Source organism: Bacteroides sp. D2, from assembly GCF_025147085.1.
GTDB lineage: Bacteria > Bacteroidota > Bacteroidia > Bacteroidales > Bacteroidaceae > Bacteroides.
In genome coordinates, this window is the sequence record NZ_CP102261.1 from 5,723,350 (window position 1) to 5,739,539 (window position 16,190).

At 42.7% G+C, this 16,190-nt stretch carries 9 protein-coding genes and 2 pseudogenes; 1 reads left to right on the plus strand and 10 read right to left on the minus strand.

Annotation, left to right across the window (positions count from 1 at the left end; translation table 11 throughout):
• Window positions 1-56: 56 nt before the first annotated feature.
• Window positions 57-2,363, minus strand: a complete 2,307-nt coding sequence (locus tag NQ505_RS21630; protein ID WP_008999698.1) for a family 20 glycosylhydrolase — start codon at window positions 2,361-2,363, stop codon at window positions 57-59.
• A 184-nt stretch (window positions 2,364-2,547) separates the two neighbouring features.
• On the opposite strand from NQ505_RS21630, the gene NQ505_RS21635 reads away from it, so the two are divergent.
• Window positions 2,548-3,462 carry a cation diffusion facilitator family transporter gene (locus NQ505_RS21635; RefSeq protein ID WP_008999697.1) on the plus strand — a complete coding sequence of 305 codons (915 nt, stop codon included), beginning with the start codon at window positions 2,548-2,550 and terminating at the stop codon, window positions 3,460-3,462.
• Between the two features lie 335 nt (window positions 3,463-3,797).
• On the opposite strand, the gene NQ505_RS21640 is transcribed toward NQ505_RS21635, so the two are convergent.
• From NQ505_RS21640 to NQ505_RS21675, 9 genes and pseudogenes are all read right to left on the minus strand, one after another.
• Complete coding sequence (locus tag NQ505_RS21640; protein WP_008999696.1) at window positions 3,798-6,137, minus strand: TonB-dependent receptor; 2,340 nt, start codon at window positions 6,135-6,137, stop codon at window positions 3,798-3,800.
• 113 nt (window positions 6,138-6,250) lie between these two features.
• The gene (locus NQ505_RS21645) at window positions 6,251-6,592 is read right to left on the minus strand and encodes a hypothetical protein (protein ID WP_032853655.1); all 342 of its coding nucleotides are present in this window, start codon (window positions 6,590-6,592) and stop codon (window positions 6,251-6,253) included.
• 124 nt (window positions 6,593-6,716) lie between these two features.
• Window positions 6,717-8,033: pseudogene (locus NQ505_RS26275) on the minus strand (TonB-dependent receptor plug domain-containing protein); the annotation flags it as partial.
• A gap of 342 nt (window positions 8,034-8,375) precedes the next feature.
• Window positions 8,376-9,038, minus strand: a pseudogene (locus NQ505_RS26280) (TonB-dependent receptor); the annotation flags it as partial.
• Window positions 9,039-9,122: 84 nt separating this feature from the next.
• Window positions 9,123-9,503 (minus strand): hypothetical protein, encoded by a 381-nt coding sequence (locus NQ505_RS21655; protein ID WP_004317845.1) that lies wholly within the window; start codon window positions 9,501-9,503, stop codon window positions 9,123-9,125.
• Between the two features lie 46 nt (window positions 9,504-9,549).
• Window positions 9,550-11,148, minus strand: coding sequence for an aspartate:alanine exchanger family transporter (locus NQ505_RS21660; protein WP_004303746.1), 1,599 nt, complete (start codon window positions 11,146-11,148; stop codon window positions 9,550-9,552).
• A gap of 108 nt (window positions 11,149-11,256) precedes the next feature.
• Window positions 11,257-12,096, minus strand: a complete 840-nt coding sequence (locus tag NQ505_RS21665; RefSeq protein ID WP_232293024.1) for a ChaN family lipoprotein — start codon at window positions 12,094-12,096, stop codon at window positions 11,257-11,259.
• A gap of 40 nt (window positions 12,097-12,136) precedes the next feature.
• On the minus strand, window positions 12,137-15,001 hold the full coding sequence (locus tag NQ505_RS21670; RefSeq protein ID WP_008999693.1) for a M16 family metallopeptidase: 2,865 nt from the start codon (window positions 14,999-15,001) through the stop codon (window positions 12,137-12,139).
• Complete coding sequence (locus tag NQ505_RS21675; RefSeq protein ID WP_008999692.1) at window positions 14,988-16,184, minus strand: DUF4929 family protein; 1,197 nt, start codon at window positions 16,182-16,184, stop codon at window positions 14,988-14,990. Before NQ505_RS21675 ends, NQ505_RS21670 begins: the two co-directional genes overlap by 14 nt.
• Between the last annotated feature and the right edge of the window lie 6 nt (window positions 16,185-16,190).

Genomic DNA, 16,190 nt, shown 5'->3' on the forward strand with positions numbered 1-16,190 from the left:
ATGAAATTTGCTATTCAGACTATAACGAATAAGTAATGATTGAAACAACAGAATAGTTATTCATGTTTCAGCCATGCACTTGGCAATACTTCTTTTTCACCTTTTTCATTCACCAGTTCCATCTGCAATACGCCTCCGTTACAATCGAAGTAACGTACCTCTATCGGATGAAGCCCGGCTTTCAAAGCCTTCTGCACAATAATCTCTACCGGCGAATGTGCTCCATCATTATCTCCCAACAATTCACCGTCAAGCATTAATGTGCTACCGTCGTCCGAGAGAAGGGCAAATGTATAGATACCATCGGCAGGAACTTCCAGATAGCCGGTCAATACCAGACCGATATTTCCTTTCACCTCTTCGGGAATGGATACCGATTCCACCACATACTCCCCTTTGACAGGAGCTGCATCCATATCCGCACAAAGATTACCACGGAAATCGTGCCATACTGCTTTCAAACCGGACTGCAAAGCAGCCGGAGCAGTCACCGCCTCCGCATAAGGAGCCTTTACATACTTGGTACGCACCACATCCGAAGGAGAGCCATCCGGACGGAAAGTACGGAAAGCGAAATCCGTAGTCTTCCCAACTTCCAAAGCGCCGTTATAAAGAGCTGATTCTTTGGTAGGCATACTGCCGTCTGTCGTATAACGTATTTCAGTACCGGGTAACGGACAAGTCAATTCCACAGTTGTTTCATCAATAAATGCATTCACTTTATAGAATCCCTGCAAGTCAGGCACCCTATAATTTACCCTCATCACATCCATCCGCTTAAATTGCGGAACAAGCTGACGATAGAATTCTTCGAGACCCGGTTTAGCTGCCGGCTCCGCCCAAGCTATTTCACTCAACGCTATCATACGGGGAACAATCAAATATTCAATGCGCTTCATTGTCGGAATCCATTCAGCCCAGAGATTCGCCTGCACACCCCAGATATATTTCTTCTGTTCCGGTGATAACCGCTCGTCTGCACACGGATCATACGCAAGTATTTTCTTTACTGAATTCTGATCCTGCGCATAATCGAAATAGAAATATTCATTCGGACAAGCAATCACTTTCTGCTTTTGTGCAGTTGCCGTAGGCAATGCATCTTTCGCCCAACTTCTCCACCATGTAATGGCAGCATCGGAAGATAATCCGTCGGATACCACTTCATCCCAGCCTATGAGTTTCTTTCCATTGGCAAGGAAGAATTTCTCCATGTCACGTACAAACCATGCCTGAAGTTCTTCTACCGAACCCAGTTTCTCCGTACGAATCCGTTTCTGACAAAGAGGACATTTCTTCCAGTTGGCTTTTTCCACTTCATCACCACCCATGTGCACATATTCATAAGGGAAAAGTTCAAAAACTTCTTTGAACACATTCTGACAGAACTCCAGCGTTGTATCTTTGCCCGGACAGATAGGAGAAGAGAAAGTTTCCCCCCACCCGATTAATCCGTCGCACGCCAATTCCGGATATTGACCGATAGCTGCCAGGAAATGTCCCGGCATATCAATCTCGGGAATGACATCAATGCCTCTTTGCGTAGCATAGGCTACTATTTCTTTTATATCATCATGAGTGTAATAACCTCCATACAGCGTATCTCCTTCCACAATGCGTATCTTATCTTCCGGAATCAGGAAATCGGTATTATCTTCTTCTTTCGCACGTGCCATACAGGTACGATCCTGCGTATTGAATTTACGCCAGGCCCCTTTTTCTGTAAGCAACGGGTACTTCTCGATCTCTATACGCCAACCCTGATCGTCAGACAGATGCCAGTGGAACTTATTAAGTTTATACAAAGACATCAGATCTAATACATGCTTCACTTCTTTTTTATTCCAGAAATGGCGGGAAGCATCCAACATAAATCCACGCCATTCAAACCGTGGCGCATCTTCTATTTGCACGACAGGGATAGAATAATTCTGTTTCTCTCCCTGCACTTCTATCGTTGCTGGAAGCAACTGGCGAATAGTAGTAATAGCAGAAATAATACCTGAATAGTCAGTTGCCTCTACCCGAATATACTCCGGCGTAGACTCAAGTTTATAAGAGCCGGGCTTTCCAACAGTATCCTTCAACTGAAAATACATATCTACCTGACTCTTATCAGTAGTGACTTCAACAGAAGACGATATGACATTCCGAAGAATTTCCTGCAGGTATCCGGCAGCCGGAAACAACGACTGATCGGAAACTCCGATCTTCATGCCATCTTTTAAAACAAACGAGCCCGACTGCTCGGTCAGACTAACGGGGGTAGGCAAGATTGCAATTTCTTGCTTGACGGTAGACGTACAAGAAGAAAAAACACAAGCTGACACAATGAGTAAAGAGCTACTTAATTTTTTGAACATGCGGTTAACTATTTAATAAATTAATTGTCCTGTTTTTAATTGACCATCTATATATAATACAACTAAAACGCATAAACTACTAAAAAGGCGAAAAAAGTTTTTTGCGACTTCATATCACAAACTCCTATTAATGTTTATCTTTGCTCCCCAATCCCATTACAAACAACTATAAAGAGTCACTTCAATGTCAAGAGAGAAAATACTAATCACAACCTCATGGATCAGCACAATTGGCAATGCAATCCTGTCCGCATCCAAAATCATAATCGGTTTATTTGCCGGTAGTTTAGCCGTAGTCGGCGACGGTATCGACTCGGCAACCGACGTCGTGATCTCTATCGTTATGATTTTTACGGCACGCCTCATCAACCGCCCTCCTTCAAAGAAATATGTATTCGGATATGAGAAAGCGGAAGGGATCGCAACAAAGATTCTATCACTCGTGATATTTTATGCCGGCGTACAAATGTTGCTATCATCCACAAAAAGCATCTTTTCAGATGAAGTGAAAGAGATACCATCGGCTATCGCCATCTATGTCACTATATTTTCTATTATCGGTAAACTCTTACTGGCTTCATACCAGTACAAACAGGGAAAGAAGATCAACAGTTCCATGCTGACGGCCAATGCCATCAATATGCGTAATGATGTTGTCATCTCAACAGGGGTCTTATTAGGATTGATATTTACTTTCATCTTCAAATTACCGATACTCGATTCGATAACAGGATTGATAATCAGTCTCTTTATTATCAAATCTTCCATCAGTATTTTCATAGATTCGAATGTGGAGCTAATGGACGGAGTGAAAGATGTCAATGTATACAACAAGATATTCGAGGCTGTAGAGAAAGTGCCCGGTGCCAGTAATCCGCATCGTGTCAGATCACGAATGATAGGAAATCTCTATATGATTACCCTTGATATAGAAGTAAATCCGGAAATCACAATCACGCAAGCTCATGAGATTGCCGATTCGGTAGAGAAAAGCATTATCAATTCGATAGATAACGTATATGACATTCTGGTACATGTGGAACCCGCCGGTAAATGTCAGACAGGAGAAAAATTCGGGGTCGATAAAGATATGGTTTGATCCATCTCTACACAGAGTTTTTTTCACTTTCCTCTATCACCTATCACCTGCACTTCTAAAAGCCTTTATTCATGGCACTTTTAGGGATGGTGATAGGTTGCAAACAACCTATCACCACATCTGTCACCTATCACCGCCCGATCAATCAATGATTAATAAGGAGAAAAGTATGAATCTCTATACGGCATATTAGTTTCACCCGCTTGAAACTGTTAGTTTCAAGGCTTGGAACTACTAGTTTCACACTGGGAAACCATCAGTTTCACGGCTTGAAACTAATGGTTTCAACGCAGGAAACAAAAAGTTCCAAGCCATGAAACACTTTTTCCAACCGATTAATAACTAATCTTCACCCCGGCAAAGAAACTTCTCGGCAAAGAAGGGCCGTAAATATAACCGGAATCCCGGTTAGCTCCTCTGTCAAAGTCCTTCTGATAAGACTCAAAAATATTCTGAACTCCGCCGTTTAATTGCAAATCAACTGTTTTGTATAACTTGAAGTCATAAGCCAGTTTCACTCCCAAATCAAAGAAACGAGGTGTTCTGATTGCTTCCGCTTTTCTTTCAGGCATTTCACCCAGTTCGGCATTCTCGGCGGTGATATCCATACGTTGCACCAACATCCTGCCGGTATAGGTTCCTGACAGAGCGATAGATAAAGGTTTGATGGGGGTATAAGTGGCAGTGAAATAACCGTATGTATCGGGAGTACGGAAAATCTTCTTTTCTGCCGGTGCATCGTCATGCCACTTATGCGGTTCATCGTACCGGCTACGTTGTAAAGTTAATCCCGCTTGTATTTGCAGGATAGAAAGATAAGCCACTTTACCTTCCAGTGTCAATCCCATCACTTTAGCACCGGGGCCATTGCTACGTGTTTTCACTAATATACCATCACCACGGTCGTAAGGTTCGCCCAATACAAAAACATCAGTCAGTCTCGTATAAAAACCCTCAATCAACAAATTCGTTTGGAATGCTCCAAAACGATGATACATATCTGCCGAGGCACTGAAACTTTGGGATTTCTCTTCTTTCAAATCCTTTGCACGCTCGATCATAGCCACTGTTCCGCCCACATTTTCAATATGCATATCCTCATCAAAAGCCTGCGGAGCACGAAATCCGGAAGAATAGCTTAAACGCAGGTTAATATTCTGGGTAGGATTAAAACGCAAGTTGGCACGGGGACTAAAGATCACATTATCCACCATATTATGCTTATCCAGACGACCACCAATCAGAATCCCCCAACGGTCGTTCTTCCATTCGTTCTGCAGAAAAGCACTGTAAATATTCACCGTCTGATCCGTGTGACGGTTATATCCCCACATGTTATCTTTTAGGCGGTCACGGTTATATTCAAGCCCTGCCGTGAGATCAGAAGGCATAAAAAAGCACTTGTCAAACGTATGTACGTATTGTGCACCACCCATAGCGGTTAAATCCGTTGTCTTTCCATAGGCTTTCAGAGGATCGTTACCCGGTCCGTAATAACTGTCCCGATCTGTATTGGCAGCCGATGCAAAGACACTTAGACGGTTCTTTTCATCCGGAGAGAAATAATCGAATTTCAAACTTCCACCATCAATAGAATGTTGCAATTGCTCCGCAATATGCGCTTCGTGAGGAGGACGGTTCAACATATCCCCTCCACGACGGAATTCCTGCATGTGGTGATATTCAAAGGTCAGTTTGGAATAAGTACTTGTTTTCAGATAAGAGCGGAAACCCACTGTCTGATTCTTCAATTTGGGCAGTTCGGTAAATCCGTCTCCGTCATAATCATATCCCGACCGATAACGGTTCTGACCAAAGATATACAATCCGGCACGATGATCGTCCGTCACCAATGAAACATTCAGTGAGGTGTTGTTATCGAATGAGGAGCTTCCTCCTAAAGAAGTTATGGTGTGTGACAGCTGACCGGAATTGCGCAAAGGTTCTTTGGTGATTATATTAATGGTTCCTGCAATAGCCGAAGAGCCGAACAAGGCGGAGCCTCCCCCACGCATCACTTCTACACGTTCAATCATGCTGGCAGGAATCTGTTCCAGTCCATACACTCCGGAAAGGGCACTGAATACGGGACGCGAATCTATCAGAATTTGCGTATATGGTCCGTCCAGACCATTGATACGGACTTGCTGGAAGCCACAATTCTGGCAATTTGTCTCCACACGCACTCCGGGCTGGAAGTTCAGTCCTTGTGATAAAGTGGAAGAGTTAGTGGTTTCAAAGAGTTTCAGGTCGACAACATTCACCAAAGTAGGAGCCATACGACGTGTCGTTTCACTCCGGTTGGCAGAAACTACTACTCCGTCAAGAGCAATTGCATCCTCTTCTATTTCAAAATCTTCTTCCAGTGTCTTTCCTTTTTTCAGAGTTACGTTGCGGGTCACTGTCTTGTAACCTACTGAACTAACTTCCAGTATAAAATTTCCTTCCGGCAAATTCTTCAAAAAATAATGTCCGGTAGCATCAGTCACGGTTCCTATGGTCGTTCCTTTCAGTGCAATGGTGATGTACGGAAGATGTTCTTTCGTTTTTTTATCCAGTACATGACCTATTATATTCGCATCGGATTTCTTCAGTTCAGGGTAGTCCGGACGTTCAGCCAATGCGTATGACAAGACACAGCACAGGCCGACCAGGACTAAAAGATATTTCTTCATTGTCGTTAGTCTTTTAATGTTTTAATTCGAAAAATAATAATAAAGGGAAAGGGAAGCAGCGATCGTTAATCGTTGATCCTAATACATAAATACTGTTCCCCCAAAAAGATAAACTAAGCGACAGGAGGTGCTCTAAGAGATATTACGCCCGGACAAGAACGGTAAAATTGCTCTATTTGCGGGCGGACAAACAGGATGCATAATAGAGATAAAGCAGCAACAGAGAATGTTGGTATCAAACCGCTGTCGGTCACCAACACATGACTCAAGAGATGAATTAGTTGGAATTCAACCGTCGTATGGCTATGTTCGCTGCCTTTTTTAAATGGATGTGAATGGACAATTGTAACCCCGTTGACCACATGGGAGTGAGTAAACAAAGTAATTCCTGCCATGTACGAGATAAACAGTACAGGCAGAAACCACTTCATTATATGTAGGTACAATTGTTTCATTCGGTCATCTTGCACATTTATTCTGTGCACCTAAGTCAAGGTTTAGTTTGTTTTTTGCAAAGATAAGGATTGTCTCCATGCAAAACAATCCCTATTTATGACGATTTTAAATCTTAATCGAATTTTAATAACTTATCTTCACTCCGGCAAAGAAACTTCTCGGCAATGACGGACCATAGATATAACCGGAGTCACGGTCAGCCCCTTTGTCGAAGTCGTTCTGGTAGGCATTGAAAATATTCTGTACGCCGGCATTCACCTGCAAGTTCATCGACTTGTAAAGTTTGAAATCATAGGCAGCCTTCAAACCGATATCGAAGAAGTCCTTCGTATTCACCGTTATCGGTTTTTCAAGGAATCCCGGAACTGGTTCGTGGGGAACCAGCATCGAACCGGTATATGTACCGGAAAGAGCGATAGATAATGGTTTTATCGGGGTATAGGTTGCTGTAAAATAACCGTAAGTATTCGGTGTACGCATCATTTTCTTTACAGCCGGAGCGTCTGGGTTCCATACGTGCGGTTCGCTGTAATGGCTCTGCTGCAAAGTGACTCCTGCCTGAAGCTGGAATTTAGTCAGGTATGCCATCTTTCCTTCCAAAGTCAGTCCCATCACACGGGCTCCCGGTGCATTGTAACGTGTACGTGTCAGGATTCCATCCACTATCTCTCCGTCGGTAAGGGCAAATACATCTGATAATTTTGTATAAAATCCTTCTACCAGGAAGTTAACCTGAAACGCACCAAAACGATGATAAATATCTGCCGAGGCACTCAAACTCTGTGATCTTTCTTCTTTCAGATTATCGGCCAGTTCAACCATCGCCACATTACCGCCCACATTCTCCACATGCAAATCTTCGTCGAAAGCCTGCGGAGCACGGAAACCGGATGAGTAACTGAAACGAAGATTGATGTTTTCTGTCGGGTTATACCGCAGATTGGCACGCGGACTGAATATCACATGGTCAATCAGGTTATGTTTATCCAAACGACCGCCAATCAGAAATCCCCAATGCTCATTCTTCCATTCATTCTGAAAGAAAGCACTACCGATATTCACTTTCTGGTCTACTGTACGGTGGTATCCCCACATATTGTCTTCCAGTTTATCCTGATTGAATTCTATTCCGGCAGTCAGGTCAGCAGGCATGAAGATACATTTTCCGAAACTATAGACATATTGCGATCCTGCCATCCAGTTTAAGTCGGTGGTGTTTCCGTAGGCATTCGGATCTTGGCCGCCACCATAATAGCTGTCACGATTGATATGCTGCGCTGATGCAAACACATTGAAACGATGTTTCTCGTTAGGTGAGAAATAGTCAAATTTCAGTCCTCCACCATTGATCGAGTGTTCGGTCTGTTCCGCCACATTCGCTTCGTGAGGCGGACGGTTCAACAAGTCTCCTCCCCTACGGAATTCTTCCATGTGGTGATATTCAAAAGTTAGTTTCGAATATGTCGTTGTTTTCAGGAATGAACGGAAACCGATGGTCTGGCCGTGTATCTTGGGGATTTCAGAATATCCGTCACCATCATGGTCATACGCAGAACGATGGCGATTCTGACCGAAGATATACAAACCGGCACGCTGGTCGTCCGTCACAAGTGATGCATTCAGCGCTGTACTGTTGTCAAAAGCATCGCCATCACCAATACCTGTAATGGTATGCGACAACATACCGGAATTGCGCATCGGTTCTTTGGTAATGATATTGATTGTTCCGGCAATAGCAGACGAGCCGAACAAAGCCGATCCGCCTCCACGCATCACTTCCACACGTTCTATCATGCTGGCAGGAATCTGCTCGATGCCATACACACCGGACAGTGCACTAAAAATGGGACGGGAATCGAGCAGGATTTGCGTATAAGGACCATCCAGTCCATTGATGCGCACTTGCTGGAAGCCGCAATTCTGACAATTAGACTCTACACGGACACCCGGCTGAAAGCTCAATCCTTGTGCCAAAGTCGTAGAATTGGTATTCTCAAAGATTTTCAGGTCCACCACATTCACCAGTGTCGGAGCCAGGCGACGGGTAGTCTCGTTACGATTGGCAGATACTACTACGCCATCCAAAGCAACTGCATCTTCTTCTATCTCGAAATCTTCTTCCAATGTGCACCCTTTCTTCAGCGTCACATTCCGTCTGACGGTTTTATACCCCACCGAACTAACTTCGAGCACAAAATTGCCTTCGGGAAGATTCTTCAAGAAATAATGCCCGGTAGCATCGGTCACCGTTCCGATGGTCGTACCTTTCAAGGCGACTGTTATATAGGGCAAGTGTTCTTTGGTGTTTTTATCAAGAATATGGCCAACGATATTGGCGTCTGACTTACGTAATTCAGGATGATTAGGATATTCATGAGCTTGTCCTTCAAGGGCAGGCAACAATGTGCAGCACAGGCAGACAAGCGAAAAGATGTATTTCTTCATTTTTCGTTTGTTATTCGTTTTCGATAAGTATTCACATGGATAGACAGATAATGCCCTACCTCATGCAAGGTACGGTATCATCATTCAAAGAATGGAGAAACGAATAGCCGGAGGTGCTCTAAGTCCCACTACCCCATGATACGGACAGTGATAGTGAGCATACGGCGAACGGCCGAGCAACAAATACAATAAGAAAGGAATAAAAAGGGAAAGAGCAAAAACTACGGCTGCACCGTCTGCCGTTAAATGAGACAGAAAATGAATCAGCAGCAGTTCGACTGTAGAGTGTTTATGTGCCGCCCCTTTCTTAAACGGGTGTGAATGGACGATTGTCACGCCATTGACCACATGCACGTGGGCAAAGAATGTGAAGCTTACCAGATACGACACAAACAGTATCGGTAAGAAGTAGCGTGTAATATTCAATAACAATCGTTTCACCTCGTTTTTTCTTTGAGGCGGCAAAGATACGAACTATTTATTTAACAATCAATGAATCTACAAAATTCTGTTAATATACCGCCGAAGCTATGATTTGAATAAATAGAATCAGGAATACCATGGCAATCGGATAAACAGTTGCGTAAGCTACGCTCGGTATGTTACTGTCCACCATTGAATCGGCAGCAGCAAGTCCCGGAGTACTCGTCATACCTCCCGTTATCGTTCCCAGCAAATCGAGCAGACTGATTTTAAATACCAGACGTCCGACAATAGCGGCAACAAGCATCGGTACCAATGTAATGGCAGCTCCTACTCCGAACATCAGCAATCCGCTTTCCTGGAAAGTGGCTACCAGATTTTTACCGGCAGAAGTTCCCACTTCGGCTAGAAAAAGAAGCAGACCTAACTGGCGCAACAACTGATTGGCAGGTCCGGACATAGACCAGATGATGGGGCCTGTCTTACCAATCGCACTCAACACAAGGGCTACCATCAATACTCCGCCGGTCAGTCCCGGAGAGAATGACAGACTATCAGAGAAAGATATATTTATTTTGCCGAACAGCACTCCCAGTACAATACCCATTGCAATGGGAAAGAAATCCGTATCAGACAGTTTCTTCGCATTGTTACCCAACAGGCGGGCTACTCCTTTAAGTCCTTCTTTCTCACCGACAACCATCAATTTATCGCCAAACTTCAAAGCAAGATCGGGAGATGGAGACAAATCAATACCGCTTCGACGGACACGGGTCACTGTACAACCAAAGTTTTTCTGTAAGTTCAAATCACCCAGTTGTTTATTTATCATGTCCTTTTTGGTCAACAGTAAAGATTCTATTTCCTGCGTTTTATCCAAAGGCAGTTCGCCTTCTTCTCTCTTACCGATTAACACAGCAAGCTGATTCAATGATTCTTCGCTACCTACGGCTTGTATGTAGTCTCCTTCACGCAGCACTGTATGGGCTGTAGGAATAGATATTTCATCATTGTGCTTCAGACGGGAAATAACAGCGCCCGTCATACCGCGTGCATTAATTTGCATCAGGTTACGGTTGAACACATGCGAATTGGTGACACGGTAGATACAAGTAGTCAGTTCTGGAAATTGTCCGCGACGTTCTATCTCCAGGCGACGGGCTTCTTTATCCAAATCTACCCGCATAATTTTAGGTAACAGTTTGACAAACAGAATCACGCCGATTACTCCAAACGGATATGCGATACCGTAAGCAATGGATGCCAAAGGAGAATTGGTACTGTCAATAGCAACCGCCAGACCCGGCGTACTGGTCAACGCACCGGCAATCAGACCGACAATACTCGGTGTATCAATATCAAATGCGTACTTCAACCCGACTGCGGTCAGGCAGGCGGAACAAATAATAAGCATAGTAATGAGAATGAGCGTCTTTCCCTTACTACGGAAAGAATCGAAGAATCCGGGCCCTGCCTGAATACCGATAGTAAAAATGAAGAGCACCAAACCGAAGTTTCCTAATTCTTTAGGAATGATAACACCAAAATGCCCGAAAAGAAGGGCAATGAAAATAACTGCCGACACATCGAGAGATAATCCTCTGATTTTTATTCTTCCCAGCATAAACCCTAATGCGACAATCAGGAAAAGGGAAAAATAAGAGGAATGCAATAAGTCAGTAAACATAAAAATAAAGGTTAGTTAGTTTAAGGGCGCGAAGGTACAAAAAAGTCTCCAGACGCACAGCATCATGGAGACTTTTATGAGTTTTACTAACCTGATTCCTTTACTTTCTTAATAACTGGTTACCATATCTTCCGGTACACAGATATAGAAATCCGCACGACCTTTATTTTCTTCATCCAGTTTATCCGTGTTTTCCTGACGTACGGAAGTAACCGTCACAACGCTTGTCCCGGGACGATATTGAAGTAGATAGGGAATAATCCCACCTTTCCAATCGGAATGATAGCTTCCATTAATATGCAGAAATTTATCTTTCATATTGTGAGCTATAAACCACCCCATTGTAGCATCCTTTACAGCCTGTGCCTGTGCCAACTTATAATTATCTCCGGATTTTTGTCCTCCCATCATATTCATCATGCTAAAAGCTGCCTCACTCTCCTTTTCATCATAATTGAAAGAAATGGGCAAAGGGGCAATGTATCTTTTAGCCTCATCTGACAGTGAATCCAGCACTTCAAGTCCCCCGTTTTTCACTGCATTGGCATAACGGCGGGGTACATTTGTGGCAATAAACGGAATCTTATTCTCTTTAGCAAAATAGACTACCGGAGAATAATCCGTACTATAATTAGGCCACAAACGCGCCTCTTCTTCAAAACGATCGTAAGAAATTTTACGCTGCAAATATTCATTCAGGATCAGTTGGTTATCGCTCTCCATCATTTCTTCTCCCAACATCAGTTTATCCTTATGAATATGGTAAAGGGAACGGGTTATTTCAAATTCCATCCAGTGAGTGATAGGGCAATTATGCATCTCTCCTAGGAAAACGACATCATACTTTCCCAGTTGCTTTATCAACTGGCTGTAAGTAATTGCTTTCCCCGCATTATCATATAACACGTAAGCAGGCTTGTCCACTCCTACCTGTGCACAGGTAACCATTTGCAGGCAAAAACACCCCAAAAATATAACTAATAAACGCCTAATCATTTGTTGTTTCATTCTTTAATTTATTATTACTCAAATATAATAGCACATAATTATCCAAGTCAATCCATTCTTTGAAAGCTTTACGCAACTCAACCGGAGTTATCTCATCAAGACATTGTTCGTATTGTTCAAAGTCAGCTAATGATTCCCCATTTTTAAGTAATCCGACTAGTGTGGTACGCCATGCTGCCGGTGATTTTTCATTCAATGCTTCACGTTTTGCCAAGAGGAAAGAGCGCTTGATGGTTTGTAATTCCTGTATATCTACTTCTTCTTCCTTTAGCCTCTGAAGAATTTCTTTCAGCAAACGATCTATCTGCCCCATATTCCGATTATCAGCAGAAGCATTTATGTCAAAGTAGAATGTACCCCACGGGATTCCTTCATAAAACAATGAAATATAAGGAGAATAGACCAATGACTCCCGCTCACGCAAGACCGAAATCAGGCGGTTACGAATTACATCTCGCATCAATTTCAACATGAGTGTGTTCTTTTGGCAAGGCTGGTAATGACCGTAAAGTAAATAATCAAACAAGGTTTGCGTCTCGTTATCATTAGGAAATCCCTCTATAAGGGTTTTATCCGGCAATTCAAAATTAGGATAAGAGTATTGTACCGTATTTCCTGAAACCGGAATTCTTCCGAATACAGACACAAACTGGCGCATGAGCGAATCCGGATTGAAACTACCACATACAACATACGTAGTTCCTTCGGGACGTGTATACAATTTCTTATAAAATCCGGCTATAGAATCGAGGTTCAACCGTTCTGCAAAAGAGCGAATAGATGGACGCGTAATAGATGCTCCCATCAATTCATTGATACGGGCAGACAACTGACGCCCTGAATCTCTTTTCAGCATTTTCTCCAACATGGTTTCTTTCCCTTCATTCTGCATCAATCCCTGACGTATCTCTTCAAAATCTTCGTATTTCAGTTCAGGATCAAAAATCTTCTCATAAATCAAGTTGAAGAATTCCGGTGCATTAGCAGTGGAAGACATTCCCATAAAACCATGCCAATGATTTTCCATAGCTACAGTGATTGACATTTCTTTCTGAAAAAGATATTCGGAAAAAATCTGACCGTCTACTTTCGCAATACCTCCCATATCGATATATCCTCCAACCCCCTCTAACAAAGGATATTCTTCGTCGGACAAGGAAGAAGTGCCGAGTGGAGCGAAAGAAGTCAGATATAAGGTACTGTCAGCATCCTGTGTGGGCTTCATAATTAAACGAATGCCATTTTTCAGCTTTACTTCCCTAACCCCCATTTCATTATAGACATTGATATGAGCAATCATCGTAGCATCAAAAGGAGGGCGAATAGCCAAACAAGCGGGTGTTTCTACCGGCACTTCCTTTTTCTCTTCCTGGCGAACATAAGTATAAGGTGTACATGCTGCTCGCTCACCTTCTGCCCACGCTTCAGCTATTTCCTGTTTTGTCAATGGCATTCCCAAACCCGGATGAGAATTACAGGCAACAAGCATGGCTTGCTTCTGATAAATAAGCCATTCTTTTAACAGTAATTGCAAATCGTTATTTTGCACATGTAACATGGCTTCTTTCAATTGCTTCCGCTCCGCCGGAGCAGTCATATAACGATCACCTGATATCACATAATCAGTAAAATCATCGCAGAAATAAATAGAAGAACGCGCATCGTCAGGATTGCCTTCAGATAGCTGATTGCAGAATTGTGTACGGACATCTGCCAGTTCCTCCTTGTCCCATCCTTCACGAATCAAACAGTTTAATTCGGCTACGGCAGTAGTTATAATACTTAGTATTTCGCTCCTGTCATTTCCCTCTACTGCCAATACCAAATGATTCTTATCGCTCAAATACCAGGAATCAGATAGATCCGCTTTGATGTGACGCTCCCGAAAGCGCTGTGTTATTGCCCGAAGCAGTAAACGTCCGGTTTCTTTCTTGACAGCATCGTTTATAGTGCGTTCAACGACACAAGGATGAGGAATCATCAACTCCACTTTCGTATGGTTACGTAACGAATCTCTTACTTCCGATATTTGAATACCTTTCGCATACTCCAACGGATAAATGCGGAAATCTTTAGCCACACGTTTCTTTAATGAAGAGAGACCTGCTTTTATCTTAGCCTCTATCTCATTAGGAGAAATATCTCCCACTATCACTAATGTAGCCAGTGAAGGAGTATACCATTTATTGTAATATTCTTTGAGTACTTGAGGGGTCACTTTACGAATATCATCGGCAGTACCCAAAGGTATATGGTTTCCAAAAACACCCTGTCCAATCTTCAACTGATAGAAATCATCATTGAGATCATAACTTCTCAATTCCTCCAGAATGATTCCTTTCTCATTCTCCACTTTCTCCGGAAGAAAAGATATTCCGTCGAGCCAGTCGCGTATAATCAACAACGAACTGTCAACAACAGCCTCCTGCCCATGATCTGTGGGGACAGCAAACATATAGATAGTACGATCGTAGCCTGTGAAAGCATTGATATCAATTCCGTATTTCACTCCCTTAGATTCCAGATAACTCACCAATGAACGTTTGGGGAAATACCTGGTTCCACCAAATGCCATGTGTTCGAGGAAATGAGCACATCCTTTCTGATTCTCCGTTTCCTGAACAGAACCGACACGCATAATCAAACGGAACTCTACTCTTGAAGCAGGAACTGCGTTTTTTAATATTAAATAATGCAGTCCGTTAGGCAAATACCCCTCTACAGTTCCTTTTGGAAGGGAAATCGGAGCAGATTGCGCATACCCAGGTATATACACACACATAGCAGCTATTAAAATAGCTGCTATGGAAACATACTTATACAAGTTCTTATTATTTCTTCTCATAGGTCACTGTTACATGAGTATATCCACCGGCATTCGTGTGGTCTATCAAAAATTTAAAGGTCATCTTTTTAGCAGTAAAATCAATACTACCGGTAGACTCTTCAAAATTTTCCGGATCTCCCCAACCATCTTCGTCAATACCTGTATTGCACAAATAATAATCGGGTTCTGCCCTTCCCCCCTGTTCATAGATTTCTTGAGCAGTTGGATCTGTTTTCATCAACTCTTGTTGCCGGGTCCATGCACTAAAAGTATATGAGAACGGAACTGCTTTTATCGGATCACCATAAGAGTCTGTTCCTTCTCCTATATAGTCTACAGTGGCAGTAGAAGAAGTAATATCTTTAAGTTTTATACCGTTCAATGATGCGGAGAAGCTTTCATTGGTATCTTTATTCCAATTAATCTGTTCCATCAAGGTCTGTGATGCCGGTGACTCTGTCCAATACTCGGAGTCTTCGACCGTTTCGGCACGAAATACCCAATATAGATATTCGGTTAATCCCATCGGGTTGTCCACCATTTTCAACACAGGCATTTCAGCCGTAGCCTCCTCACTCAAAGTAATAATTGTTTTCCCGTCGTATTCTTTTGTGAACGCTTGAACAAAAGGAGTTAAATATCCATCTGCAGGACTATTTACCACTGTGTGACAAGAAACGATTCCCAGCCAGTCTGTCAAATCAATGTTATATTTAGTTTTATAGCCTTCAATCAATGCCAATTGTTCTTCGGAAAGTTCAGGTATCTGCGGATCGGGTTTCACACGCACACTTAACACTGCATTCAAAGCCATATTCTCTACAGGAATAGTAGAAATGCCAATCTGAAAATAAGTATCTACAGCCAACAGATTTTTCTGATTGGATACAACTTGAAAAGTCGCTTTCTTCTGACCGGCCTGAATAGTCACCGGATTATTTACCAATTTTAAAATACCGGCTTCGTCATCCAATACCTCAAAATTAAGTGTAACATCCTGCTCACAAGCTGTAGTAAGATCGACATTTACCGTGAGGGGAGTTGCTTCCGCTTCTTCAATCACCGGATTTTCTGCAGATAAATAAATCTTATTAACGCCTGTATACCCGGTATCTTCTTTATCATCTCCACACGATGTGACAAGAGACAACAGGAACATTCCCATTGTATAAACAAACAGTTTCTTCATTTCTTTTTTCATTTTATT

What these genes read in the sequence shown, in the direction of transcription:
- NQ505_RS21630 (WP_008999698.1), bottom strand. Translation starts at nt 2,363, where the DNA reads ATGTTCAAAAAATTAAGTAGCTCTTTACTCATTGTGTCAGCTTGTGTT.
- NQ505_RS21635 (WP_008999697.1), top strand. Translation starts at nt 2,548, where the DNA reads ATGTCAAGAGAGAAAATACTAATCACAACCTCATGGATCAGCACAATT.
- NQ505_RS21640 (WP_008999696.1), bottom strand. Translation starts at nt 6,137, where the DNA reads ATGAAGAAATATCTTTTAGTCCTGGTCGGCCTGTGCTGTGTCTTGTCA.
- NQ505_RS21645 (WP_032853655.1), bottom strand. Translation starts at nt 6,592, where the DNA reads ATGAAACAATTGTACCTACATATAATGAAGTGGTTTCTGCCTGTACTG.
- NQ505_RS21660 (WP_004303746.1), bottom strand. Translation starts at nt 11,148, where the DNA reads ATGTTTACTGACTTATTGCATTCCTCTTATTTTTCCCTTTTCCTGATT.
- NQ505_RS21665 (WP_232293024.1), bottom strand. Translation starts at nt 12,096, where the DNA reads ATGGTTACCTGTGCACAGGTAGGAGTGGACAAGCCTGCTTACGTGTTA.
- NQ505_RS21670 (WP_008999693.1), bottom strand. Translation starts at nt 15,001, where the DNA reads ATGAGAAGAAATAATAAGAACTTGTATAAGTATGTTTCCATAGCAGCT.
- NQ505_RS21675 (WP_008999692.1), bottom strand. Translation starts at nt 16,184, where the DNA reads ATGAAAAAAGAAATGAAGAAACTGTTTGTTTATACAATGGGAATGTTC.